Source organism: Aeromicrobium sp. Leaf289 (assembly GCF_001423335.1).
GTDB lineage: Bacteria > Actinomycetota > Actinomycetes > Propionibacteriales > Nocardioidaceae > Aeromicrobium.
The window spans coordinates 185,324-210,411 of record NZ_LMNK01000001.1; the positions used below are offsets into that span (position 1 = coordinate 185,324).

The 25,088-nt window shown below is 71.2% G+C and carries 24 protein-coding genes; 9 read left to right on the forward strand and 15 right to left on the reverse strand.

What is annotated here, in order from left to right:
- Nucleotides 1-11: 11 nt before the first annotated feature.
- Genes ASF37_RS17305 through ASF37_RS00985 form a run of 3 tightly spaced genes read right to left on the reverse strand, consistent with a single transcriptional unit; the run spans nucleotide 12 to nucleotide 1,740 of the window.
- Nucleotides 12-476, reverse strand: coding sequence for a GNAT family N-acetyltransferase (locus ASF37_RS17305; protein ID WP_055968032.1), 465 nt, complete (start codon nucleotides 474-476; stop codon nucleotides 12-14).
- On the reverse strand, nucleotides 473-829 hold the full coding sequence (locus ASF37_RS17310; RefSeq protein ID WP_055968029.1) for a hypothetical protein: 357 nt from the start codon (nucleotides 827-829) through the stop codon (nucleotides 473-475). Before ASF37_RS17310 ends, ASF37_RS17305 begins: the two co-directional genes overlap by 4 nt.
- Nucleotides 826-1,740, reverse strand: a complete 915-nt coding sequence (locus ASF37_RS00985; protein ID WP_055968594.1) for a heme o synthase — start codon at nucleotides 1,738-1,740, stop codon at nucleotides 826-828. Before ASF37_RS00985 ends, ASF37_RS17310 begins: the two co-directional genes overlap by 4 nt.
- Nucleotides 1,741-1,951: 211 nt before the next feature.
- Here ASF37_RS00985 and tkt point away from each other — a divergent pair, with 211 nt between their 5' ends.
- From tkt to pgl, 6 genes are read left to right on the forward strand one after another with little or no spacing between them, the layout of a single operon-like run.
- The gene (gene tkt / locus ASF37_RS00990; RefSeq protein WP_056578588.1) at nucleotides 1,952-4,144 is read left to right on the forward strand and encodes a transketolase; all 2,193 of its coding nucleotides are present in this window, start codon (nucleotides 1,952-1,954) and stop codon (nucleotides 4,142-4,144) included.
- 38 nt (nucleotides 4,145-4,182) lie between these two features.
- Nucleotides 4,183-5,271 (forward strand): transaldolase, encoded by a 1,089-nt coding sequence (gene tal, locus ASF37_RS00995; protein WP_056577291.1) that lies wholly within the window; start codon nucleotides 4,183-4,185, stop codon nucleotides 5,269-5,271.
- 3 nt (nucleotides 5,272-5,274) lie between these two features.
- A complete protein-coding gene (locus ASF37_RS01000; protein WP_056578591.1) occupies nucleotides 5,275-6,879 on the forward strand; it encodes a glucose-6-phosphate isomerase in 1,605 nt (534 codons plus the stop codon).
- A complete protein-coding gene (zwf, locus tag ASF37_RS01005) occupies nucleotides 6,876-8,408 on the forward strand; it encodes a glucose-6-phosphate dehydrogenase (protein ID WP_055968015.1) in 1,533 nt (510 codons plus the stop codon). The genes ASF37_RS01000 and zwf overlap by 4 nt, the downstream gene beginning before the upstream one ends.
- Nucleotides 8,408-9,307, forward strand: coding sequence for a glucose-6-phosphate dehydrogenase assembly protein OpcA (locus ASF37_RS01010; protein ID WP_055968012.1), 900 nt, complete (start codon nucleotides 8,408-8,410; stop codon nucleotides 9,305-9,307). Before zwf ends, ASF37_RS01010 begins: the two co-directional genes overlap by 1 nt.
- The gene (pgl, locus tag ASF37_RS01015; protein WP_056554536.1) at nucleotides 9,307-10,029 is read left to right on the forward strand and encodes a 6-phosphogluconolactonase; all 723 of its coding nucleotides are present in this window, start codon (nucleotides 9,307-9,309) and stop codon (nucleotides 10,027-10,029) included. Before ASF37_RS01010 ends, pgl begins: the two co-directional genes overlap by 1 nt.
- 74 nt (nucleotides 10,030-10,103) lie before the next feature.
- Here the strand turns inward: pgl and ASF37_RS01020 are convergent, their stop codons facing one another.
- The 10 genes from ASF37_RS01020 to uvrC form a co-directional block, all read right to left on the reverse strand.
- Nucleotides 10,104-10,457, reverse strand: coding sequence for an RNA polymerase-binding protein RbpA (locus ASF37_RS01020; protein WP_056578594.1), 354 nt, complete (start codon nucleotides 10,455-10,457; stop codon nucleotides 10,104-10,106).
- Nucleotide 10,458: 1 nt separating this feature from the next.
- On the reverse strand, nucleotides 10,459-10,695 hold the full coding sequence (gene secG / locus ASF37_RS01025; protein WP_055968002.1) for a preprotein translocase subunit SecG: 237 nt from the start codon (nucleotides 10,693-10,695) through the stop codon (nucleotides 10,459-10,461).
- 15 nt (nucleotides 10,696-10,710) lie between these two features.
- Nucleotides 10,711-11,505: a triose-phosphate isomerase gene (gene tpiA, locus ASF37_RS01030; protein ID WP_055967999.1), complete on the reverse strand. Its 795-nt coding sequence runs from the start codon at nucleotides 11,503-11,505 to the stop codon at nucleotides 10,711-10,713.
- Nucleotides 11,505-12,698 (reverse strand): phosphoglycerate kinase, encoded by a 1,194-nt coding sequence (gene pgk, locus ASF37_RS01035; protein WP_156368117.1) that lies wholly within the window; start codon nucleotides 12,696-12,698, stop codon nucleotides 11,505-11,507. The genes tpiA and pgk overlap by 1 nt, the downstream gene beginning before the upstream one ends.
- Before the next feature lie 25 nt (nucleotides 12,699-12,723).
- A complete protein-coding gene (gene gap, locus ASF37_RS01040) occupies nucleotides 12,724-13,728 on the reverse strand; it encodes a type I glyceraldehyde-3-phosphate dehydrogenase (protein WP_056554530.1) in 1,005 nt (334 codons plus the stop codon).
- Nucleotides 13,729-13,791: 63 nt separating this feature from the next.
- Nucleotides 13,792-14,583 (reverse strand): putative protein N(5)-glutamine methyltransferase, encoded by a 792-nt coding sequence (locus tag ASF37_RS01045; RefSeq protein ID WP_056579145.1) that lies wholly within the window; start codon nucleotides 14,581-14,583, stop codon nucleotides 13,792-13,794.
- The gene (whiA, locus tag ASF37_RS01050) at nucleotides 14,573-15,556 is read right to left on the reverse strand and encodes a DNA-binding protein WhiA (RefSeq protein ID WP_055967991.1); all 984 of its coding nucleotides are present in this window, start codon (nucleotides 15,554-15,556) and stop codon (nucleotides 14,573-14,575) included. Before whiA ends, ASF37_RS01045 begins: the two co-directional genes overlap by 11 nt.
- A gap of 37 nt (nucleotides 15,557-15,593) precedes the next feature.
- A complete protein-coding gene (gene yvcK, locus ASF37_RS01055) occupies nucleotides 15,594-16,529 on the reverse strand; it encodes a uridine diphosphate-N-acetylglucosamine-binding protein YvcK (RefSeq protein ID WP_055968590.1) in 936 nt (311 codons plus the stop codon).
- Nucleotides 16,530-16,573: 44 nt separating this feature from the next.
- Nucleotides 16,574-17,434: an RNase adapter RapZ gene (gene rapZ, locus ASF37_RS01060; protein ID WP_055967989.1), complete on the reverse strand. Its 861-nt coding sequence runs from the start codon at nucleotides 17,432-17,434 to the stop codon at nucleotides 16,574-16,576.
- The gene (gene uvrC / locus ASF37_RS01065; RefSeq protein ID WP_056578601.1) at nucleotides 17,431-19,371 is read right to left on the reverse strand and encodes an excinuclease ABC subunit UvrC; all 1,941 of its coding nucleotides are present in this window, start codon (nucleotides 19,369-19,371) and stop codon (nucleotides 17,431-17,433) included. The genes rapZ and uvrC overlap by 4 nt, the downstream gene beginning before the upstream one ends.
- A gap of 705 nt (nucleotides 19,372-20,076) precedes the next feature.
- Here uvrC and ASF37_RS17015 point away from each other — a divergent pair.
- Nucleotides 20,077-20,586: a hypothetical protein gene (locus ASF37_RS17015; RefSeq protein WP_156366957.1), complete on the forward strand. Its 510-nt coding sequence runs from the start codon at nucleotides 20,077-20,079 to the stop codon at nucleotides 20,584-20,586.
- A 100-nt stretch (nucleotides 20,587-20,686) separates the two neighbouring features.
- Here the strand turns inward: ASF37_RS17015 and uvrA are convergent, their stop codons facing one another.
- Together uvrA and ASF37_RS01080 are read right to left on the reverse strand one after the other, a co-directional pair.
- On the reverse strand, nucleotides 20,687-23,554 hold the full coding sequence (gene uvrA / locus ASF37_RS01075; protein ID WP_056578603.1) for an excinuclease ABC subunit UvrA: 2,868 nt from the start codon (nucleotides 23,552-23,554) through the stop codon (nucleotides 20,687-20,689).
- Between the two features lie 99 nt (nucleotides 23,555-23,653).
- Complete coding sequence (locus ASF37_RS01080) at nucleotides 23,654-23,857, reverse strand: hypothetical protein (protein WP_055967976.1); 204 nt, start codon at nucleotides 23,855-23,857, stop codon at nucleotides 23,654-23,656.
- Nucleotides 23,858-23,909: 52 nt separating this feature from the next.
- On the opposite strand from ASF37_RS01080, the gene ASF37_RS01085 reads away from it, so the two are divergent.
- The gene (locus ASF37_RS01085) at nucleotides 23,910-24,563 is read left to right on the forward strand and encodes an MBL fold metallo-hydrolase (RefSeq protein WP_056577285.1); all 654 of its coding nucleotides are present in this window, start codon (nucleotides 23,910-23,912) and stop codon (nucleotides 24,561-24,563) included.
- Nucleotides 24,564-24,676: 113 nt separating this feature from the next.
- The gene (locus tag ASF37_RS01090) at nucleotides 24,677-25,075 is read left to right on the forward strand and encodes a hypothetical protein (RefSeq protein WP_055967970.1); all 399 of its coding nucleotides are present in this window, start codon (nucleotides 24,677-24,679) and stop codon (nucleotides 25,073-25,075) included.
- The last annotated feature ends 13 nt before the right edge of the window (nucleotides 25,076-25,088 follow it).

Sequence of the window (25,088 nt, forward strand, 5' to 3'; positions counted from 1 at the left end):
GGCTCCGCAGCTCAGGCGCGGCCGGGCGACGGCGCGTAGGTCATCGCCAGGCAGCCCTCGGCGTCGGCGTCGGCGGTCACCAGGTGGAAGCCGCAGCGCTCGTAGAACCGCACGCCGGGGCCGTTGTCGGCCATCACCCGCAGGTGCACCGGCACGTCCGGCGGCGCGAGCGCCAGCACGGCTTCCACCAGCGACCACCCGACCCCCGTGCCCCGCACCGCGGGGTCCACCCACATGCCGATCAGCTGCCCGGACCGGTCGAACCCTGCGGTGCCGACGTCCACCCCGGACCGCGTGGCCACGAGCGTCACGACGTCGGCGAGGCGCGCCCGCCAGTGCTGCTCGACGTCGAGCTCGTCGAGCCAGCGGTGCGCGGAGGCCGCGAACGCGGAGGGGTCGCCGCGCAGCGAGGCCTGCCGCACGGTCCGGAACCGTGCCCAGTCGTCGGGACCGAGCCGCTCGACGGTCGTGGTCACCGGAGTCGCAGCCGGTCGGTCGGGAGCGCGACCTCCCGGCGGCCACGCTCGTCGGCAGGCGCACCGACCACGAGCGCCGAGCCGGCATCGGCCACCACGGCCCGGGCCGCGTCGACCTCCACGAGCACCACCCGTCGCTGCGTGCCGTCGTCGTCGAGCAGCAACCAGGTCTCGGCGAGGTAGGACAGCCCGACGTCCTGGAGGACCCTCTCCGCGTCGTCGCGCTCGAGCGGTCCCGCCAGGTCGGTCCCGAGCAGGGTGCAGGGCACCACCAGGTCGCCGGCGGGGCGCAGGTAGCCGACGTGCTCGCCGTCGTCCGGGCGATGGTACGGCTCCCAGGCCGCCGGGATCATCGCAGGAACGGGTCGGCCGCGGCGGCGACGAACAGCAGGGCGAGGTACGCGTTGGAGAAGTGGAAGAGCCGCATGGGCTTGATCACCGAGAGCTCCTCGGACTCCTTGGCACGCGAGCGGAGGTCGTAGGCCTCGACGAGGAAGACGATGCCGAGCACGATCGCCGCACCCGGGTAGAACCAGCCCATGCCGGCGACCGGCCACAGGGCCAGCGAGGTCGCGACCATCACCCACGAGTAGGCGACGATCTGCCGGGAGACCACGGCGGCGCTGGCGACCGACGGCAGCATCGGCACGCCTGCGGCGGCGTAGTCGTCGCGGTAGCGCAGCCCGAGCGACCAGAAGTGCGGCGGCGTCCAGAAGAAGACCACCAGGAACAGCACGACCGGGGGCCACGCGAGCTCGTTCGTGACGGCGGTCCAGCCGATCAGGGCCGGGAAGCACCCGGCCGCCCCGCCCCACACGATGTTCTGCGGCGTGCGGCGCTTGAGGATCATGGTGTAGCCCACGACGTAGAACACGTTCGCGGCCAGTGCCAGCCAGGCCGACAGCCAGTTCACCAGCAGGCCGAGGCCCAGCGTGGAGACCACGGCGAGCGCGAGACCGAACCACAGCGCCCCGGCGGTCGACACGCCGTGCCGCGGGAGCGGACGTCGCGCGGTGCGGCGCATCTTCTGGTCGATGTCGGCGTCGAAGACGTTGTTGAGCGCGTTGGCGCTCCCGGCCGAGAGCGTGCCACCCACCACGGTGGCCACGATCAGCCAGAAGGAGGGGACGTCGCGTGCGGCGAGGAACATCACCGGGACGGTCGTGAGCAGCAGCAGCTCGATGATCCGCGGCTTCATGAGCGCGACGTACGCGTTGACCACGTCGACCGGACCGGACCGGGTCACCTGGGCCGACGTCACCATCCGGGGGCCCTGGCCGAGAGCGGGTCCGGCGTCGGCCGGACCGTCGTCGGAGGGGGCTCCGGAGGGAGGGGTGGCCGAGGACATGTCGCGTCGTCTCAACCTCGGGGCACTCACGTAGCAGAGTCTAGTCGCACGCGAGTAGGGTCGAACCGAGGGCTCCACAGGGCCCCGACAGCCTGATCCGAACCCGATCGCAGGAGCGCCAGACACCGTGACCAGCACCTCCACCACCCTGGACTGGACCGAGCTCGACGCCAAGGCGGTGGACACCGCCCGACTCCTCGCGGCGGACGCCGTCGAGAAGGTCGGCAACGGCCACCCCGGCACCGCCATGAGCCTGGCCCCGGCGGCCTACCTGCTGTACCAGAAGCTGATGCGCCACGACCCCACGGACCCGCAGTGGGTCGGTCGCGACCGGTTCGTGCTCTCGTGCGGCCACTCGAGCCTGACGCAGTACATCCAGCTCTACCTCGCCGGCTACCCGATGACGCTCGACGACCTCAAGAGCCTGCGCACGTGGGGAAGCCAGACACCGGGCCACCCGGAGTACCGCCACACCCCGGGCATCGAGGTCACGACCGGCCCGCTGGGCCAGGGCATCGCCAACGCCGTGGGCATGGCCATGGCCGCCCGCCGCGAGCGTGGGCTGCTCGACCCCGACACCGCCGCCGGCGAGAGCCCCTTCGACCACCAGGTCTACGTGATCGCGTCCGACGGCGACGTGCAGGAGGGTGTCTCCGCCGAGGCCTCCTCCCTCGCCGGGCACCAGAAGCTCGGCAACCTGACCGTGCTCTACGACGCGAACAAGATCTCGATCGAGGACGACACGGACGTGGCGTTCACCGAGGACGTCGCCGCGCGCTACGCCGCCTACGGCTGGCACGTGCAGACGGTCGACTGGACCAACGGCGGCACGGGCTACGAGGAGGACCTGCAGGCGCTCTGGGACGCCTACCAGGCCGCCGAGGCGGTCACCGACAAGCCGTCCTTCATCCAGCTGCACACGATCATCGCGTGGCCGGCCCCGTCGGCGCAGAACACCGGTGCCTCGCACGGGTCCGCCCTCGGCGCCGACGAGATCAAGGCCACGAAGGAGCTGCTGGGCTTCGATCCCGAGCAGTCCTTCGCGGTCGCCGACGACGTCATCGCCCACACGCACGCCGTGCGCGACCGCGGCGCCACGGCGCGCGAGGAGTGGCAGAAGTCGTTCGACGCCTGGGCCACGTCCAACCCCGACGGCGCCGCCCTGCTGCAGCGCCTCGCCGACCGGGTCCTGCCCGACGGCTGGGAGTCGGCCCTGCCGACGTTCGAGGCCAGCGAGAAGGGCGTGGCCACCCGCGCGGCGTCCGGCGACGTGCTCACGGCCATCGCGCCCGAGCTCCCCGAGCTGTGGGGCGGGTCCGCCGACCTCGCCGGCTCGAACAACACCACCCCCAAGGGCGAGCCGTCGTTCCTGCCCCCTGAGTGGTCCACCGAGAAGTTCCAGGGCGGCTGGTACGGCCGCGTGCTGCACTTCGGCATCCGTGAGCACGCGATGGGCGCCATCATGAACGGGATGGTCCAGCACGGGCTCACCCGCCCGTACGGCGGCACGTTCCTCGTGTTCAGCGACTACATGCGTCCCGCGGTCCGCCTGGCGGCCCTGCAGGAGCTCCCGGTCACCTACGTCTGGACGCACGACTCCATCGGCCTCGGCGAGGACGGTCCCACCCACCAGCCGATCGAGCACCTGGCAGCCCTGCGCGCCATCCCCGGCCTCGACGTCGTGCGACCCGCCGACGCCAACGAGGTCGCGGTGGCGTGGCGCACGCTCATGGGCATCACCAACCGGCCGGTCGCCCTCGCGCTGAGCCGCCAGAACGTGCCGACCTTCCCCCGCGGCACCGAGGGGTACGCAGCCGCCGACGGGGCCGCCCGTGGCGCCTACGTGCTGCTCGACACCGACGGTGAGCCCGACGTCGTCCTCGTCGGTACCGGCTCTGAGGTCCAGCTCGCCGTTCGGGCCCGCGACCTCCTGGCCGCCGAGGGCATCCAGGCGCGCGTGGTCTCGATGCCGTCGCGCGAGTGGTTCGAGCAGCAGGACTCGGGGTACCGCGACAGCGTGCTCCCCCCGCACCTGCGTGCCCGTGTCGCCGTCGAGGCCGGCGTGTCCTTCGGCTGGCGCGACGTCCTCGGCGACGCCGGCCGGTTCGTCGGCATCGAGCACTTCGGTGCCTCGGCCGACGCCGGGACCCTGTACGAGAAGTTCGGCATCACCGCCGAGGCCGTCGTGGCCTCGGCCAAGGAGTCCATCGAGGCGTCGCAGCAGACCGGCGGCGTCCCGTTCTTCGCCCGCCCCTCCGGACCGGTGGGACCGGGCGACAACCAGGACGCACCCGGTGGCGGCAGCCACCGCGAGTCCTGAGCACGTCACGAGACCTCAACCCCGATCGGGAGACGACCATGAACGAGCGACTGCAGAACCTCAGCGACGCCGGAGTGTCCATCTGGCTGGACGACCTGTCCCGCGAGCGGATCGAGAGCGGCAACCTCGCCGAGCTGATCCGTGACCAGAACGTCGTCGGTGTCACCACGAACCCGACCATCTTCGCCTCGGCGTTGTCGAAGGGCGAGAAGTATGCCGAGCAGGTCAAGGAGCTGAAGGCCGCCGGTGCCGACGTCGACGAGGCGGTCTTCGAGATCACCACCGCCGACGTGCAGCAGGCGTGCGACATCTTCACGGGCGTCTACGACGCGACGGGCGGCGTCGACGGACGGGTCTCGATCGAGGTCGAGCCGGGTCTGGCCCGTGACAGCGACGCGACGGCCGCCATGGCGCGCAAGCTCTGGGACCGCGTCGACCGCCCCAACACGCTGATCAAGATCCCCGCCACGCTCGAGGGCCTGCCCGCGATCGCCAAGACCATCGGCCAGGGCATCAGCGTCAACGTCACACTGATCTTCTCGCTCGAGCGGTACCGCGGGGTCATGGACGCCTACCTCGAGGGTCTCGAGACGGCAGCGGCCGAGGGCCGCGACCTGTCGGCCATCCACTCCGTCGCGTCGTTCTTCATCAGCCGCGTCGACTCCGAGGTCGACAAGCAGCTCGGCGAGGGACACGAGCTGCGCGGCAAGGCCGCCCTGGCCAACGCGCGTCTGGCGTTCGAGGCGTACGAGGAGGTCTTCGGCGGCGAGCGCTTCGCGGCACTGCGCGCCAAGGGCGCCAACCCGCAGCGGCCGCTGTGGGCCTCCACCGGAGTCAAGGACCCCGCCCTGCCCGACACGCTCTACGTGAGCGAGCTGGTCGTCGACGGCACGGTGAACACCATGCCGGAGAAGACGCTCCAGGCGTTCGGCGACCACGGCGAGGTCTCCGGCGACACGGTGCACGGAACCTACGACGACTCGCGGGCGGTCATTGCCGCGCTCGAGGAGGCGGGCGTCTCCTACGACCAGGTGGTCAAGGTCCTCGAGGACGAGGGTCTGGAGAAGTTCGACGCGTCCTGGGCCGAGCTGCTCGAGACCGTCACCGCCGAGCTCGAGAAGGCCTGAGCCGTGTCCCGACCCGACGTCACCCTGACGGTCGGCGACGAGGGGGACCTCGAGGCTGCGCTCGGCGACCTGGTCACCGATCGCTTCGCCTCCCGCCTGCTCGCCGGCGATGCCACCCTGTGGGGCCCGGACGCCGAGTCCGAGGCCTCGAAGCGACTGTCGTGGACGTCGCTGGCCCAGACGTCGCGGCCCCTTGTCGGGCAGATCGAGGCCCTGCGCTCCGAGCTGCACGCGCGCGGGCTCGACCACGTCGTGCTCTGTGGCATGGGTGGGTCGTCGCTGGCGCCCGAGGTCATCTGCGCCGCCGCAGGCGTGGAGCTGACCGTGCTCGACTCCTCCCAGCCCGACATGGTGCGGTCCGCGCTCGCGGACCGTCTGGAGCGCACGGTCGTGGTCGTCTCCAGCAAGTCCGGCGGGACCGTGGAGACCGACAGCCAGCGTCGTGCCTACGAGCAGGCCTTCGACGACGCGGGTCTCTCCCCCGCCGACCATCTCGTGGTGGTCACCGACCCGGGCTCGCCGCTCGACGAGCAGGCCACCGCCGCGGGGTACCGCGTCTTCCACGCCGACCCCGAGGTCGGCGGCCGCTACTCGGCGCTCACTGCGTTCGGGCTGGTGCCCAGCGGCCTCGCCGGCGCCGACGTCGGCGCCCTGCTCGACGAGGCCGAGTCGGCCGGACCGGAGCTGTTCGCCGACGACGCCGCCAACCCCGCGCTGCGCCTCGGTGCGGCACTGGGCGTCGCCAACCGGGCCGCGGTCGACAAGCTCGTCCTGCTCGACCACGACGCCGGCACCTCCGGGGCGTGGGGCGTGGGCGACTGGATCGAGCAGCTGGTGGCCGAGTCGACGGGCAAGCAGGGTCGCGGGATCCTGCCCGTCGTCGTGCCCAGCACGCACGCCGTCAACGTCGACCCCAGCACGCCCGACTCGTTCCTGGTCGTCACGGGCTCCGCCCAGCCCCCCACGAGCACCTCGGGCTGGTCCGCCGGCGTGACCGGTGGCCTCGGCGGCCAGATGCTGCTCTGGGAGGTCGCGGTCAGCGTGGCCGGTGCCCTCATCGGCATCAACCCCTTCGACCAGCCCGACGTCGAGAGCGCCAAGCAGGCCGCGCGCGACAAGCTCAGCGGCGGCTCGGACGACGAGGTCGCGGCCGACGTCACGGACGGACCGGTCAGCGCCTTCGGCACGAGTGCCGACTCTCTGACCGACGCGGTCCAGGGACTCCTCGACGAGCTGGACCCCGAGCACGGCTACGTCGCCGTGCACGCCTACCTCGACCGCTGGGAGCTCAGCGCGTACGCAGGTCTGCGCGAGCTGCTGGCCCGCCGCACGGGACGCCCCGTCACGTTCGGCTGGGGGCCGCGGTTCCTGCACTCCACCGGGCAGTACCACAAGGGTGGCCCGGCCACCGGGGTCTACCTGCAGCTCACGAGCGACGCCGCGCAGGACCTCGCCGTGCCCGGTCGCGACTTCACCTTCGGTGAGTTCATCGCGTCCCAGGCCGCCGGCGACGCGCAGGTGCTCCAGGACCACGGCAGACCTGTGCTCCGGCTCCACCTCGCCGACCCCGAGGCTGCCGCCGCCACCGTGCGCGACCTGCTCGCATGACCGACACGAGCACCGGTTCCAACCCCCTGCGGGACCCGCGCGACCGTCGGCTCCCGAGGATCGCCGGGCCCTGCAGCGTCGTCATGTTCGGCGTCACGGGCGACCTCGCCCGCAAGAAGCTGATCCCGGCGATCTACGACCTCGCGAACCGCGGTCTCCTGCCGCCGGGGTTCGCGCTCGTCGGCTTCGCCCGCCACGACTTCGGCACCCAGCAGTTCGCCGACATGCTCAAGGACTCGGCGAAGGCGGGCGCCCGCACACCCTGGCGCGACACGGTCTGGGCGCAGCTGGAGGCGGGCATCCGCTTCGTGCCCGGTGAGTTCGACGACGACGCCGCCTGGCTCCAGCTGGCCGCCACCATGGCCGAGCTCGACGAGCAGCAGGGCACCGGCGGGAACCACGCCTTCTACCTCTCGATCCCCCCGGGCCTCTTCCCGGTGGTCGTCGGCAAGATCAAGCAGCACGGTCTGGCCGACCAGTCGGGTGGGTGGCGTCGGGTCGTCATCGAGAAGCCGTTCGGCCACGACCTCGAGTCGGCGCGGACGCTCAACTCGCTCGTCTCCGAGGTGTTCCCCCGCGAGAGCGTGTTCCGCATCGACCACTACCTCGGCAAGGAGACGGTGCAGAACATCCTGGCGCTGCGCTTCGCGAACGGGATGTTCGAGCCGCTGTGGAACAGCCACTACGTCGACCACGTGCAGATCACGATGGCCGAGGACATCGGCATCGGCACGCGCGCGGGCTACTACGACGGCATCGGCGCCGCGCGTGACGTGATCCAGAACCACCTGCTCCAGCTCATGGCCCTCATCGCGATGGAGGAGCCCGTCTCCTTCAACGCCGAGAGCCTGCGGATCGAGAAGCAGAAGATCCTGGCCAACGCCCGCCCGGCCACGCCGATGGCCGACCACACGGCCCAGGCCCAGTACACCGCCGGCTGGGCCGGCGGCGAGCACGTCGTCGGCTACCTCGAGGAGCAGGGCATCCCGCAGGAGTCCCGCACGGAGACCTACGCGGCCGTGCGCGTCGACGTGGCCACCCGCCGCTGGGCAGGGGTCCCGTTCTACCTGCGCACGGGCAAGCGGCTCGGTCGTCGGGTCACCGAGGTGGCCGTGGTGTTCAAGGCGGCACCGCACCAGCCGTTCAGCAAGAACGACATCGAGGAGCTCGGCAAGAACGCCCTCGTCATGCGCATCCAGCCCGACGAGGGCGTCACGCTGCGCTTCGGTGCGAAGGTGCCCGGCACCACGATGGAGATCCGTGACGTGCTCATGGACTTCGCCTACGGCGGCGCGTTCGTCGAGAGCAGCCCGGAGGCCTACGAGCGCCTCATCCTCGACGTGCTGCTCGGTGATCCGCCGCTGTTCCCGCAGCAGGAGGAGGTCGAGCTGTCCTGGAAGATCCTCGACCCCGTCATCGAGCACTGGACGCGGCAGCGCTCCATCGACACCTACACGTCGGGGACGTGGGGACCACCGACCGCCGACGCCATGATGGAACGTGACGGCCGCGTCTGGAGGCGACCCTGATGCAGATCAACCTCGACGACACGACCTCACCGGAGATCGCGCGTGCCATGGTGCGCGCGCGAGTCGACTCCGGCAGCCCGGCCATGGACATGGTGCTCACGGCCCTGGTCGTGACCGACGACGAGACCGTGGGCGACGCGCTGCGCACGGCCGCGGTGCTCTCGCGCGAGCACCCGTCACGCGTCATCGGCATCGTCCTGGGCGACGGGCGCGGACACCCGCGGGTCGACGCCACCGTCCGGGTGGGCGAGAACGCCGCCGGCGAGTCGATCCTGCTGCGCCTGTCGGGGCCGCTCACCCGGCACGCCGAGTCCGTGGTGCTGCCGCTGCTGCTCCCCGACTCCCCCGTCGTGGTGTGGTGGCCGGGAAAGCCGCCGGCCTGCCCGTCGCAGGACCCGATCGGTCAGCTGGCCCAGCGCCGACTGACCGATGCCGAGGCGACCGACTCCCCGGTGCGCACGCTCAAGAGCACCGCCCGGAACTACGCCCCGGGCGACACCGACCTGAGCTGGACGCGACTCACGCCCTGGCGCGCCCTGCTGGCCGCCGCCCTCGACCAGGCCACCGGCACCGTGGAGCGTGGTGTCGTCGAGGCCGGGTCCGGCAATCCTGCCGCCACGCTGCTCACCGCCTGGCTGCAGAGCAGGCTCGGCGTCCCGATCACGCAGCGACGCAGCGACACCGAGCAGATCGCGCGGGTCGTGCTCGAGACGGCCACGGGCGACGTGACCATCGAGCGGATCGACGCAGAGTCCTGCCTGTTCTCCATCCCGGGATCGGCACCCCGTCACGTGCCTCTCGGTGCCCGCTCGCTCGCCGAGCTCCTCGCCGAGGACCTGCGGCGGCTCGACGCCGACGACGTGTACCACGAGACGATCACCCACCTGCTGGAGTCCTGATGAGCCCCACGGCACCCGAGCCCGTCACCCACGTCCACCCCGACGCCGCGACCCTCGCCGAGGCGGTGGCGACCCGGCTGGCCGAGCGGGTGGCCGCGGCCCAGGCGGAGGGACGGGTCCCGCACGTGGTGCTCACCGGGGGCACCATCGCCATCGAGATCTACGAGCGGCTCGACGTCGACGCCGCACGCTGGGCCGACGTCGTCTACTGGTTCGGTGACGAGCGGTTCGTCCCGCAGGGGCACGAGGACCGCAACGACCGGCAGGCGCGCGACAGCTTCCTCGACCGGTGCGGCGTCCCGGCCGAGAACGTGCGGTCGATGCCGGCGCACGGCTGCTCCACGTCCATGGCCGAGGCGGCCGACGCCTACGGCGCCACGCTGCCCGACGAGCCGTTCGACGTCGTGCTCCTCGGTCTCGGACCGGACGGGCACGTGGCCTCGCTGTTCCCGGGGTTCACGCAGCTGCACGAGCGGGAGCGCCGGTGCGTCGAGGTGTTCGGGTCACCGAAGCCGCCCCCGGAGCGCATCAGCCTCACCTTCGGCGCCCTCAACCACACCCGGGCCACGTGGTTCCTCGTCTCCGGCGAGGGCAAGGCCGATGCCGTGGCCCGCGCCCGGGCCGGCGAGGGATCGATCGACGAGACTCCCGCACGCGGGGCCCACGGACAGGACGAGACGCTCTGGTTCCTCGACGAGGCTGCGGCGAGCGCTCTGCGATAGCTCGAGCCCGGAACGCGACGACGCCCCCGTCCGGTGGGACGAGGGCGTCGAGGCCGGACCGTGCCGGAGGCAGGTCAGAAGATGACGTCGCCGGACTTGCGGCGTGCGCGCAGGGAGTCGAGGGCCTCGGTGAGGATCACCTGGGCCTCGTCCTCGCTGCGACGTTCCTTCACGTAGGCCAGGTGCGTCTTGTAGGGCTCCGTCTTGGGCGCCGTCGGACGGTTGTCGGAGTCGGCGCTCGCCGGCATGCCGCACCGCGGGCAGTCCCAGGACTCCGGCGGCTCGGCCTCGAGGGCGAAGTGCAGCAGCGTCTGGTGGTCGTTGATGCAGAAGTACGTGACGGCCTTGCGAGGCGCGGCCTCACCACGCTCCGCCTCCCCCATGGGCCCCGAACCGATGCGGCTGCCGCGGATGGCTCCTGCCGCCATGTCAGTTGCTCACCTTCAGCAGCAGCCCGAGGGCGATGATCGAGATCGCCCAGATGACGGCGATGCCGACGGTGATGCGGTCGAGGTTGCGCTCGGCGACCGAGGAGCCTCCGAGCGAGCTCGAGATGCCGCCGCCGAACATGTCGGACAAGCCGCCGCCGCGCCCCTTGTGCATGAGGATCAGCACGATCATGAGCAGGCTCGCGATCGTCAGCACGGACGAGAACAGGATGATCACAGTGTGGGTCTTCCGTCAGGAGGGCAGGGCCGGCATGTCGTAGAACCGGGCGACGGCGGCGAACTCCTCCGCCTGGAGGCTTGCACCGCCGACCAGGGCGCCGTCCACGTCGGACTTCGCCATGATCGCGGCGATGTTGGCCGCCTTGACCGATCCGCCGTACAGGATACGCACTGCGTCAGCAGCCTCCGACGAGCAGGTCTCCGCCACGCGGGCACGGATGGCCGCGCACACCTCCTGGGCGTCCTCGGGCGTGGCGACCTCGCCGGTGCCGATGGCCCACACGGGCTCGTACGCGACGACCAGCCCGGCGACCTGCTCCGGGGTGAGGCCCGCCAGCGAGCCGTCGACCTGCGCGAGCGTGTGGGCGACGTGCTCACCGGCCTGCCGGACCTCGAGTCCCTCGCCGACGCAGACGATCGGGGTGATGTCGGCGGCGAGCGCGCGCTTGGCCTTGGCGTTCACGACGGCGTCGGTCTCGTGGTGGTACTCGCGACGCTCGGAGTGTCCGACGACCACGTAGGAGCAGCCGAGCTTCGCCAGCATGGCCGCCGTGATCTCACCGGTGTACGCACCGCCGTCGTGCTCGGAGACGTCCTGCGCCCCGTAGCGCAGGGACAGTCGGTCCCCGTCGACGAGTGTCTGGACGCTGCGGATGTCGGTGAACGGCGGGATCACCACGACCTCGGAGCGCGTGCCGTCGTGCTTCTTGTCCTGCAGGGTCCACGCCAGCTTCTGCACCAGGACGACGGCCTCCTGGTGGTTGAGGTTGGACTTCCAGTTGCCCGCCATGAGCGGTGTGCGTGCCATCAGCTGTCGCCTTCCAGGATCTGCAGGCCGGGGAGCGTCTTGCCCTCCAGGTACTCCAGGCTCGCTCCACCCCCGGTGGAGATGTGACCGAACTGGTCGTCGGAGAAGCCGAGGCGGCGCACGGCGGCGGCGGAGTCGCCACCGCCGACGACCGACAGGCCGTCCACCTCGGTGAGGGCCTGCGCGACGGCCTTCGTGCCGGCGGCGAACGCGTCGAACTCGAACACTCCCATCGGGCCGTTCCAGAACACCGTGTGCGCACCCCGCACGACCTCGGCGAAGCGGGCCGCGCTGTCGGGACCGATGTCGAGACCCATCTGGTCGGAGGGGATCGCGTCGGCGGCGACGACGGTGGCCGGCGCGTCGGCGGAGAACTCCGGCGCCACGACCACGTCGGTCGGCAGCACGAGCTCGACACCCTTCGCCTCGGCGCGCTCCACGTACTCACGGGCGACGTCGAGCTGGTCGGCCTCGAGCAGCGAGGAGCCGACGTCGTGGCCGGCGGCCTTGAGGAACGTGAAGACCATGCCACCACCGATGAGCAGGCTGTCGGCCTTGTCGATGAGGTTGTCGATCACACCCAGCTTGTCGGACACCTTGGACCCGCCGAGCACGACCACGTAGGGCCGCTCGGGGGTCTCGGTCAGCCGCTGCAGGACCTCGACCTCGGCCTGCACCAGCCCGCCCACCACGGCGGGGAGCCGCGTGGCGACGTCGTAGACGCTGGCCTGCTTGCGGTGCACGACACCGAAGCCGTCGGAGACGAACACGTCGGCCAGCGCCGCGAGCTGGTCCGCGAAGGCGCCACGAACCGCGTCGTCCTTGCTCGTCTCGCCCTCGTTGAACCGGACGTTCTCGAGCACGGCGACCTGACCGTCCTGCAGCGCCGCGGAGATCCGCTGCGCCTCGACGTCGACGGTGTCGTTGGCGAACAGCACCGGGCTGCCGAGCAGCTCGGCCAGCCGCTCGGCCACCGGGGCCAGGGAGTACGCCGGGTCCGGCGCACCCTTGGGACGACCCAGGTGGGCCATCACGAGCACGCGCGCGCCGGCCTCGGCCAGACGGCGGATGGTGGGCATGCTGGCGCGCACCCGGCCGTCGTCGGTGATGGTGCTGCCGTCGAGCGGGACGTTCAGGTCGCTGCGCACCAGCACCCGCGTGCCGGAGAGGTCCCCGCCGCGCTCGTCGAGCAGGCCGTCGATCGTCTGGGCCGCCACGTCAGAGAGAGGCGCCGACGTGCTTGACGAGGTCGACGAGACGGTTGGAGTAGCCCCACTCGTTGTCGTACCAGCCGACGACCTTGACCTGGTCGCCGATGACCTTCGTCAGGCCCGAGTCGAAGATGCACGACGAGGGGTCGGTGACGATGTCGGTGGAGACGATCGGGTCCTCGGTGTACGTCAGGAAGCCCTTGAGGGGCCCCTCGGCGGCGTCCTTGAGGATCTGGTTGACCTCCTCGACCGACGTCTCGCGCGAGGCGGTGAACGTGAGGTCGGTGGCCGAGCCGGTCGGCACGGGGACGCGCAGCGCGTAGCCGTCGAGCTTGCCCTTGAGCTCGGGGAGCACGAGGCTCACGGCCTTGGCGGCACCCGTCGACGTGGGGACGATGTTCAGCGCGGCGGCGCGCGCGCGGCGCAGGTCGCTGTGCGGTGCGTCCTGGAGGTTCTGGTCCTGCGTGTACGCGTGGATCGTGGTCATCAGGCCACGCTCGATGCCGAGCGCGTCGTTGAGGGCCTTGGCCATGGGCGCGAGGCAGTTGGTGGTGCAGGAGGCGTTGGAGATGACCGTGTGCGCGTCGGCGTCGTAGGTCTCGTGGTTGACGCCCATGACGATCGTGGCGTCCTCGTTCTTCGCGGGCGCCGAGATGATGACCTTCTTCGCACCGCCGTCGACGTGGGCCTTGGCCTTGGTGGCGTCGGTGAAGAAGCCGGTGGACTCCACGACGACGTCGACGCCCACGGAGGCCCAGTCCAGCTTCGCGGGGTCGCGCTCGGCGAAGGCGGCGATCTTCTGGTCGCCGACGGTGATCGAGGTGTCGTCGAAGGACACGTCGGCGTCGAGGCGGCCCAGGATCGAGTCGTACTTGAGGAGCGTCGCGAGCGTCCTGTTGTCGGTCAGGTCGTTGACGGCGACGATCTCGATGTCGGCGCCGGCGGCACGGGCCGCCCGGAAGAAGTTGCGGCCGATGCGGCCGAAGCCGTTGATGCCCACGCGAACGGTCACGATGAAACCTGCTCCTACTGGGGTCGAGGTGATGATCGTCTGCAGCCTATCGAGTCGCCGTGGCTACCGGCGAGTCGCCCGCACGGCGGTGGCCCCGATCTCGTCGTCGGTCACGACCTCGACGGTCCACCGGTCCGGGTCGAAGGCCCCGGCGGTGCTCGGGGCCTGGCGCTCGGAGGTCTCGACGAGGACCGTCCCACCGCGTGCCACCCACTCCCCTGCCCGGTCGGCCACGCGGCGGTGCAGGTCGACGCCGTCGGCTCCTCCGTCGAGCGCGACGCGCGGCTCGTGGTCGCGCGCCTCACGCGGCAGGTGCGCCACCTCGGCGCTCGGCACGTAGGGAGCGTTCACGAGCAGGAGGTCCACCCGCCCGCGCAGGTCGACCGGCAGGGCGTCGAACAGGTCGCCGCGATGCACCTCGCCGATGCCGCGCAGGTTCTCGGACGCACACCCGCACGCCACCTCGTCCAGGTCGGCCGCGTGGAGCTCGACGTCGGGTCGGGCGCGCGCCAGGGCCAGTCCCAGGGCTCCGGACCCGCAGCAGAGGTCGACCACCACGGCGGCGTCGAGGCTCAGCGCGCCCAGCCCCTGCGCGACGAGCAGCGACGACCGCCGACGTGGCACGAACACGCCCGGCCGGAGGCTCACGCGCACCCCGGCGAGCTCGGCCCAGCCCAGCAGCACCTCGAGCGGGGCGCCCTCAGCGCGTCGATTCACCATCTCGTCGCGCAGGGCCTCGTCGTCGGTGGCCTGCAGGATCAGGTGTGCCTCGTCCTCGGCGAAGACACAGCCCGCGGCTCGCAGCCGTGCGGCGAGAGCCTCGACCGTGGGTCCGGTCCCGGACTCAGGCCTCAGGGAGGGAGTCCTCGTTGACGCTGGCCTCGGTGTCGGGGATGCCGAGGTCGGACGCACGCTTGTCGGCCATGGCGAGGAGGCGGCGGATCCGACCGGCGATCGCGTCCTTCGTGAGCGGCGGCACGTGCAGCTGGCCGAGCTCCTCGAGGCTGGCCTGACGGTGCTCCACGCGCAGGTCGCCGGCCATCTTGAGGTGGTCGGGCACGTCCTCGGCCAGGATCTCGAGCGCGCGCTGGGCGCGTGCGCCGGCGGCGACCGCGGCACGTGCGGAGCGGCGCAGGTTGGCGTCGTCGAAGTTGGCGAGCCGGTTGGCCGTGGCGCGCACCTCGCGCCGCATGCGGCGCTCCTCCCACGCGAGCAGCGTCTCGTGGGCACCGAGGCGGGTGAGCAGGGCGCCGATCGCCTCACCGTCGCGGATGACGACCCGGTCGCCGCCACGCACCTCACGCGCCTTGGCGCTGATGCCGAGACGTCGGGCTGCACCCACCAGGGCGAGGGCGGCCTCGGGTCCGGGGCAGCTCACCTCGAGGGCGGACGACCGACCAGGCTCGGTGAGGGACCCGTGGGCGAGGAACGTGCCGCGCCAGGCCGCCACGGAGTCGCACGACGCACCGGAGACGACCTGCGGCGGCAGACCCCGGACGGGGCGCCCGCTGGCGTCGACCAGACCGGTCTGACGCGCCAGCGCCTCGCCGTCCTTGGCCACCCGCACCACGTAGTGGGTGCCCTTGCGCAGGTTGGTCCCCTGGACGACCAGCACCTCGCTGTCGTGTCCGTAGACCTCCTGGATGTCACGACGCAGCCGACGTGCCACCGCCCCGGTGTCGAGCTCGGCCTCGACGACGATCCGTCCTGCGACGATGTGAAGGCCGCCGGCGAACCGCAGCATCGAGGCCACCTCGGCCTTGCGGCAGCACGCCTTCGAGATCGTCGTGCTCGCGAGCTCCGACTTCACCTGGGCCGTCATCGCCATCCGGGCGTCCTCCAACGTCGTCGCGGGCAGTCAGCCCTCACTGTATGCCCGGGTGCAAGAACCCTTCGAAGGCCTCCGCCAGCCGGCCCGGGTCGTGCTGGTCGGCGCCGGGTCGGGCGGCCACCTCCGCGGCCACCACGCGGGCCCCGAGGGCGCGCGCCGCACGCTCCAGCACACCGTCGTCGTCGACCAGCGAGTGGTCGGCGAGCACCACGTCGATGCGCAGGTCGGGCGCGTGGGCGGCGAGGACGTCGAGGTGGTCGGTGGGCGACAGCCCCTCGGTCTCGCCCTCCTGCTCCTGCAGGTTGAGCACCAGCGCACGGCGTGCCGAGGTGCGTTCGAGGGCGTCGCGGAGCTGCGGGACGAGCAGGTTCGGCATCACGCTGGTGAACCAGGAGCCAGGGCCCACCACGACCCAGTCGGCGTCCTCGACGGCGCGCACCGCCTCCGGGCACGCCGGCGGGTCCTGCGGATCGAGCCGCACTGCCAGGACCTGCCCGTCGACCGAGGCGACCTGCGTCTGGCCCCGCACGACCGTGACGTGGTCCGGGGAGGCGTGCAGGCGCACGTCGGCCTCGATGTCGAGGGGGACGGCCGCCATGGGCAGCACCCGACCCCGTGCCCCGAGCAGGTCTCCGACCAGGTCGAGGCCGGCCACGTGGTCGTCGAGGATGTCCCAGATGGCGGCGATCAGCAGGTTGCCGACGGCGTGCTCGTTCAGGGCGCCGCCGCTCTGGAACCGGTGCTGCAGCACCGTGGCCCACTGACGCCCCCACTGGTCGTCGGCGCAGAGGGCCGCCAGGGCCATGCGCAGGTCACCGGGAGGAAGCACGCCGAGCTCCTCGCGGAGCCGACCGGACGAACCGCCGTTGTCGGCCACGGTGACGATGCCGGTCAGCCGGGTGTGCAGCAGCCGGAGGGCCGACAGGCTGGCCGCCAGCCCGTGACCGCCCCCGAGGGCGACGACCCTCACGCCGCCGTTCGGGGCGGTCGGTGACGTGGGTGCGGCCGACCCGCTCACTCGCGCCCCAGGTCGCGGTGCACCACGAGGGTCCGGACCCCGTGGGACCTCAAGCGCTCCGCGAACGCCTCCGACATGGCCACGCTGCGGTGCCGCCCGCCGGTGCAGCCGATCGCGATCGTGAGGAACCGCTTGTCCTCGTGGAGGAAGCCGTCCGTCAGCATGTCCACGAGGTTCTCGTAGGCGGCGAGGAACTCCGGGGCCTTCGGCTGGCTGAGCACGTAGTCGCTCACCGGCGCGTCGAGCCCGCTCAGCGGTCGCAGCTCGTCGACCCAGTAGGGGTTCGGCAGGAAGCGCATGTCGGCGACCATGTCGGCGTCGATGGGGATGCCGTACTTGAAGCCGAACGACATGACGGACGCACGCAGACCCGTGGCCCCCGGCTCCTCGAAGGCGGCCTGCACCCGGCGGGCGAGCTGGTGGACGTTGAGGTTCGAGGTGTCGACGACGATGTCGGCCCGGCCACGGACGGCACGCAGCAGCTCGCGCTCGCGGTCGAAGCCGTCGAGCAGGCGGCCCTCCATGCTGAGCGGGTGCGGCCGGCGCGCAGCCTCCTGGCGTCGGACGAGGACCTCGTCGGCCGCCTCGAGGTAGAGCACCCGGGCGCGGATGCCACGCTCGCGCAGCGACTCGAGCGCGTCGACCAGCCCGGAGTAGAACGCCCCGGAGCGGGAGTCCACGACCACGGCCAGCCGGGCGACGTCGGCGCCCTCCGCAGCGTCGACGGCGCCCTCGATCATCCTGGCCGGGAGGTTGTCGATGACGTAGTAGCCGAGCTTCTCGAGCGCCTTGGCGGCCGTGCCGCGCCCGGCGCCGGTCATGCCGGTCACGAGCACGAACGTGGTCAACGGCGTCATCGGTCCTCCACGATCTCGCCCGTCGCCATGTCGACGGCGGGCCCTGGGGCGTCGGCGGCGAGCGCCGCCACGACGGATTCTGCCGTAGCCCGGCCGAACCCGGGCACCGCGGCCACCTCGTCGACCGTGGCGGCCCGGATCTTCCGGACGGAGCCGAACGCGGCCATCAGCGCCTTGCGCCGCGTGGGGCCGAGGCCCGGCACGTCGTCGAGGGCGCTGCCCGTCATGGCCTTGGCCCGACGCTGTCGGTGGTGGGCGATGGCGAAGCGGTGGGCCTCGTCGCGCACGCGCTGCAGCAGGTACAGCGCCTCGCTCGTGCGCGGGAAGATGACCGGATCGACGTCGTGCGGCACCCAGATCTCCTCGAGCCGCTTGGCGAGTCCGCAGAGTGCCACGTCGGTGATGCCGAGCTCGTCGAGCGCGGCCTGGGCGGCCGCCACCTGCGGCGGACCGCCGTCGACGACCACCAGGCCCGGTGCGTACGCGAACTTGCGCGGCAGACCGGTCTCGGGATCGATGCCCGGGATCTCGTCACCCTCCTTGCGGGCCTTGAGCAGCCGCTGGAAGCGTCGGGTGATGACCTCGTGCATGGCGGCGACGTCGCTCTGGCCCTCGTGGCGGATGGTGAAGCGGCGGTACTCGGCCTTGCGGGGAAGGCCGTCCTCGAACACGACCATCGAGGCGACGATCTCGGTGCCCTGGAGGTTGGAGATGTCGTAGCACTCGATGCGCAGCGGAGCCGTGGGCAGCTCGAGGTACTCCTGGATCTCCTCGAGCGCCTTGCTCCGGGCCGTGAGGTCGCCGGCACGCTTGAGCTTGTGGCGCGCCATGACCTGCTGGGCGTTCTGCTCCACCGTCTCGAGCAGCCGCTTCTTGTCGCCCCGCTGCGGCACGCGGATGCGGACCGGTCCCCCACGCAGCTCGGTGAGCAGCTCGGTGACCGCCTCGACGTCGGCCGGCAGCCGCGGCACGAGCACCTGGCGCGGGATCGCCTCGGCGGCGGTGTTCTCGTACAGGGTCATGACGGCACGCTGGACGAGCTCGGGGAAGCCCGCCTCGTCGGCCTTGTCGGCCACCCAGCCACGCTGGCCGCGGATGCGCCCGCCGCGGACCGAGAAGATCTGCACGGCGACCTCGAGCGGGTCGTCGACGAAGCCGAGGACGTCGGCGTCTGTGCCGTCGCCGAGCACGACCGTCTGCTTCTCGAGGGCGCGGCTCAGGGCACCGAGGTCGTCGCGGAACTTCGCGGCGAGCTCGTACTCCTGGTTGGCCGCAGCCTCCTTCATGCGCTGCTCGATGGAGCGGGTGAACCCAGCGGTCTGCCCGCCCATGAACGCCATGAAGTCGTCGACGATGCCGCGGTGCTCCTCGGGCGTGACCCGCCCGACGCACGGTGCCGCGCACTTGCCGATGTCGCCGAGCAGGCACGGCCGACCGATGCCCTGGGCGCGACGGTAGACGCCGGCCGAGCACGAGCGCATGGGGAAGACCCGCAGCAGCGTGTCGACCGTGTCGCGGATGGCCCACGCGTGGCCGTAGGGACCGAAGTAGCGCACGCCCTTGCGCTGTGCACCGCGCATCACCTGGACTCGCGGCACCTCCTCGCCGACCGTGACCGCGAGCCAGGGGTAGCTCTTGTCGTCCCGGTACTTGACGTTGAAGCGTGGGTCGAACTCCTTGATCCACGTGTACTCGAGCTGGAGCGCCTCGACCTCGGTGGTGACCACCGTCCAGTCGACCGACGCGGCCGTGGTGACCATGCGCGCCGTGCGCTCGTGCAGCCCCGCGACGTCCTGGAAGTAGCTGGTGAGCCGCGCCCGCAACGACTTGGCCTTCCCGACGTAGATGACCCGACCCTGCGCGTCGCGGAAGCGGTAGACCCCCGGCTCGACCGGTATCTCCCCCGGCGCCGGCCGGTAGGTCGCTGGATCCGCCACGCCCCCACCCTACGAGCCCCCACCGACACACCCGTCCCGGAGATTCCCAGGTCGACCTGGGAATCTGCCGGACTGCACGGTTTCCCTGCGTCTGCACGGGTTGCAACCCGTGCAGACGTAGGGAAGCCGTGCATCCGCCGGCGTCGTCCACATGCCCCCGGAGGCCGCGTCGCGTCGTCCACAGAATGTGTCGCACCCCTCCCGCCCCTGTCTCGAGCGCATCACCGTGGAGGGATGGACGATCTGGAGCTGGCAATCGCGGCCCGCGGCGGCTTCGTGTTCAGAAGCGACCTGCTGGGCCTGGGGTGGACGGATCGCGCCATCGGTCAGGCTCGTCGGGCGAAGATGCTCGTCCGACTCCGCGTGGGCACCTACACGACCCCGGCCGTCCTGGCCTCGTCGAGTCCCGAGGACAGGCACCTCCTGCTCGCAAGGTCGGTCCTGGCCAAGTTCCCCGAAGGAAGCGTCGCTCTGTCGCACCACAGCGCAGCGATCGCCCACGGACTTGCGACCTGGGCGGTCGATCTGACGACGGTGCACGTCGTTCGTCTCGATCCAGGGTCGGGGCGCGCAGAGTCGGCTGTTCACCACCACCGGAACATCGCCGGGCTCGGTTTCGTCGAGACGCCCTCAGGCCTGTTGGCGGTCGAACCGGCTCACGCGACGTTCCAGGTGGCGTGTGCCGGTGATGTCCGAGGCGCCCTCGTGGTGCTGGACTCGGCGCTGAACCGGGAGCTCGCCGTGCGCGAGGAGCTGGCGGACATCTCAGGCAGGTTCAGAGGTTGGACCGGGTCGCGGCAGGCGCGGTTCGTGCTGCGTCGTGCCGACCCCGGCGCACAGACTGCGGCAGAGTCGTTGCTGCGCCAGACGTGCTTCGAGGCATCCATGCCGGTCCCGGTCACGCAGTTCCCGATCGTCGAGGACGGCGAGGTGTTCGCGTGGACCGACGTGGCCTGGCCCGAGCATCGGCACATCGGAGAAGTGGACGGTCAGAGGAAGTACTGGCGCGACCTGCGACCGGGTGAGGACGCCAGCGACGTCGTGGTGCGTGAGAAGCACCGCGAGGACCGGATCCGCGGACTGAGCTTCGGAGTGTCCAGGGCGACAGCCCACGAGGTGCGACCAGGCCAGTCGCACGACACCGGTCTCCGGTGGTCGTACGAGCTCGCTCGGTCGCGTCAGCTCCATGAGCGGGCACGGCGGCACCTGGTGTGAGCAATGCCCGATTTCTCTGCAGGAGCACGGGAAGCAACCCGTGCTCCTGCGCGGTTCTCGTGCAAACCGGAAGAATCCCAGGTCGACCTGGGAATCTGCGTTACTGCAGGAGGGGGGCGAGGAACTGGCCGGTGTGGCTGGCCTTCACCGTGGCGACGTGCTCGGGGGTGCCCTCGGCGATGAGGGTGCCGCCGCCGGAGCCGCCCTCGGGACCCATGTCGACGAGCCAGTCGGCCGTCTTGATGACGTCGAGGTTGTGCTCGATGACGACGACGGAGTTGCCGGCGTCGACGAGGCGGCCGAGGACCAGGAGCAGCTTGCGGATGTCCTCGAAGTGCAGGCCGGTGGTGGGCTCGTCGAGGACGTACATGGTGCGGCCGGTGGACCGCTTCTGCAGCTCCGAGGCCAGCTTGACGCGCTGGGCCTCGCCGCCCGACAGGGTCGGGGCGCTCTGACCGAGTCGCACGTAGCCCAGTCCGACGTCGACGAGCGTCCGCAGGTGGCGGGCGATCGCAGGGATGGCCTCGAAGAACTCGACGGCCACCTCGATCGGCATGTCGAGGACCTCGGCGATGGTGCTGCCCTTGTAGCGGACCTCGAGCGTCTCGCGGTTGTACCGCGCTCCGTGGCAGACCTCGCACGGGACGTAGACGTCGGGCAGGAAGTTCATCTCGATCTTGATCGTGCCGTCGCCGGAGCACGCCTCGCAGCGACCACCCTTGATGTTGAACGAGAAGCGACCCTGCTGGTAGCCGCGCATCTTGGCCTCGGGCGTCTGCGCGAACAGCTTGCGCACGTGGTCGAACACGCCGGTGTACGTGGCGGGGTTCGATCGCGGTGTGCGACCGATGGGCGACTGGTCGACGTGGATGATCTTGTCGATCTGCTCGGCGCCGCTGATGGAGCGGTGACGGCCCGGGATGGTGCGCGCGCCGTAGATCTGGCGAGCCAGCGAGGTGTAGAGGATGTCGTTGACGAGCGTCGACTTGCCCGAGCCCGAGACGCCCGTGACCGCGACGAGCTGGCCGAGCGGGAACGTGACGTCGATGTCCTTGAGGTTGTGCTCGCGAGCACCGTGGATCGTGATCTCGCGATCCTTCTGACGCGGCCGACGGACCTCGGGGAGCGGGATCTTCTCCCGTCCGGAGAGGTACTTGCCGGTGATCGAGTCCTTGCTCTTGTAGAGGTCCTTGACGGGCCCGGACACGATGACCTGACCGCCGTGCTCGCCCGCGCCCGGTCCGATGTCGACGGCCCAGTCGGCGGCCCGGATGGTGTCCTCGTCGTGCTCGACGACGATGAGCGTGTTGCCCATGTCGCGCAGGCGCACGAGCGTCTCGATGAGCCGGTGGTTGTCGCGCTGGTGCAGGCCGATGGACGGCTCGTCGAGGACGTACAGGACGCCGACCAGGCCCGCACCGATCTGCGTGGCGAGGCGGATGCGCTGGGCCTCGCCGCCGGACAGCGACCCGGCGGCGCGGTCGAGGCTGAGGTAGTCGAGGCCGACGTCGAGCAGGAAGCGAAGGCGCTCGTGGATCTCCTTGAGCACCCGTTCGCCGATCTGGCGCTCGCGGTCGGTCATCTCGAGGCCGGAGAGGTACTCGGCGGCCTCGGCGATGGACAGGTTGCTGACCTCGGCGATGTTCTTGGGCCCGAGCTCGGGGTGGTTGATAAGCACGGCCCGGATGACGGGCTTGAGCCGGCTACCGCCGCACTCGCCGCACGCCACCTCGCGCATGAAGCCCTCGAGCCGCTCGCGGTTGGTCTCGGACTCGGTCTCGGCGTAGCGACGCTCGATGAACGCGATCGCGCCCTCGAAGGCCGTGTAGTAGGACCGCTGACGTCCGTAGCGGTTCTTGTAGGTGACGTGCACCTTGTCGGGGTGGCCGTGCATCAGCACGTCCTGGACCTTCTGCGGCAGGTCACCGTAGGGGGTGGAGGTGGAGAACCCCATCTCCTCGGCCAGCGCCTGGGTGATCCGCAGGAAGTACTCGGAGACCTGGTTGTAGCTCCACGGTGCGATGGCGCCGTCGGCCACGGACGCCGACGGGTCGGGGACGACGAGCTCGGGGTCGACCTCCATGCGGGTGCCCAGGCCGTGGCACTCGGGGCACGCGCCGAACGGGGCGTTGAACGAGAACGACCGCGGCTCGAGCTCGTCGACCGCGAGAGGGTGGTCGTTGGGGCACGCCAGCTTCTCGGAGAACCGGCGGATGCGGTGCGGATCATCCTCGGGCAGGTCCACGAAGTCGGCCAGGACCAGCCCGTCGGCGATGCCGAGGGCGGTCTCGACGGACTCGGTGAGCCGCTGCTTCATCGAGTCCTTGACCTGCAGGCGGTCGACGACGACGTCGATCGTGTGCTTCTTCTGCTTGGCCAGCTTGGGCGGCTCGTCGGCGAGGTTGTGCACCTCGCCGTCGACGAGCGCGCGGCTGAAGCCCTGCTGCTGCAGCTGCTTGAACAGCTCGAGGTACTCCCCCTTCCGGCCCCGGATGACGGGGGCCAGCACCTGGAACCGGCTGCCTTCCTCGAGGGCGAGGATGCGGTCGACGATCTGCTGCGGCGTCTGGCGCGAGATGGGCTCGCCGCAGTCGGGGCAGTGCGCGCGCCCGGCGCGGGCGTAGAGCAGGCGCAGGTAGTCGTAGACCTCGGTGATGGTGCCGACCGTGGACCGCGGGTTCTTCGACGTGGACTTCTGGTCGATCGAGACGGCCGGGCTCAGGCCCTCGATGAAGTCGACGTCGGGCTTGTCCATCTGGCCGAGGAACTGGCGCGCGTAGGCCGACAGCGACTCCACGTACCGTCGCTGGCCCTCGGCGAAGATCGTGTCGAAGGCGAGCGACGACTTGCCCGACCCCGACAGGCCGGTGAAGACGATGAGCGAGTCACGTGGAAGGTCGAGCGAGACGTCCTTGAGGTTGTTCTCGCGCGCGCCGCGCACGACGATGCGGTCCGACGTCACGGACATCCCTCCGAGGTTCCGGCAGCAGGTGTAGGCATACGTGTCGAGCCTAGTGGCGACCGCCGACAGAAACACCTCGAGCGACGGTGACCTCACCCACGGGGGTCAGACCTGGTTCACCTGACCGGCCTGCGCGAGCACTCCCAGCACCACGAGCACCAGCAGGACGACGCCCGCGACGAGCAGCTTGCCGCCCTTCTGCCCGGCCGAGGCCGTCTTGCGACGTCGCGCGACGACGATCATCGCGATCGGGATGGTCAGGACGAGCACGAGCCCGATCAGTCGCCCTGCCAGCTCTGCGCCGTCCACGTGTCCCCCTCGTGCCGCGGGCGGGCGAGCCCCGTCCGCCTAGGATCACAGCATGACGTACACGGGTGAGGTCGAGGTCGGCGGTCCGGCCGACGTCCAGCACGCAGGTGACCTGCGGATCACGAAGCTCGCGGTGGGCGAGATGAGCAACAACGCCTACCTCCTGCGGTGCGAGCTGACCGGCGAGCAGGTGCTCGTCGACGCCGCCGCCGAGCCGGATCGGCTCCTCGAGCTGGTCGGTGAGGACGGCCTGGCCCGCATCGTGACGACCCACCGCCACGGCGACCACTGGCAGGCGCTCGCCGCCGTCGTCGAGGCCACCGGAGCCGAGACCGTGGCGGGCGAGAACGACGCCGAGGGCATCGACGTGCCCACCGACCGGCTGGTCTCGACCGGCGCGCGCGTCCGCGTCGGCTCCTGCGAGCTGGAGGTCACCGAGGTCGTGGGCCACACGCCCGGCTCGATCGTGCTCGCCTACGACGACCCCGACGGGGTCGTGCACCTCTTCGTCGGCGACGACCTCTTCCCCGGTGGTGTGGGCAAGACCTGGTCGCCCGAGGACTTCACCACGCTGATCGACGAGGTGGAGACCAAGATCTTCGGCCGCCACCCCGACGACACGCACGTCTACCCCGGCCACGGGAACGACACGACCCTCGGCGCGGAGCGCCCCCACCTGCCGGAGTGGCGCGAGCGCGGCTGGTAGCCGTCCGACGACACGACGCGGGCCACCGACTCGCTCGACGCGACGGGGCGCACGACCGACCCGGTCGCCCCGGCTCCCCTGCGGGAACGCGCCCGGCTGCCTACGCTCGTCCGATGAGGTCGATCGCCGCCGCGTCCATGGTCCTGGTGCTCGCGAGCGCGTGCTCGATCGGTGGTGGGTCCGACGAGCCCGACGCCTCCCAGCAGGCCTTCGACCGGACGTGCTCGCTCGTGCGCTCGGGCGTGGCGGCGTTCAACGAGAACGACTACGCCGAGACGGTCGAACGGTTCGAGGCGGCGCTGGAGCCCGCCCGGGACCTCGCAGAGGTCAGTGACGACGAACGTGCCGACGAGCTGCTCGAGGCCGTCGAGTACTACGCGACACTGCCGGCGAAGGACTACCGCAAGGCGTTCGAGAGCTCCCCGGAGTTCAAGCGCCACCAGGCGACGACGCTCGGCCAGTGCGGCGACGCGCAGCCGGAGGACTCCCCCGGCCAGGAGTCCGAGGCCTGACGTCGGACCGGAG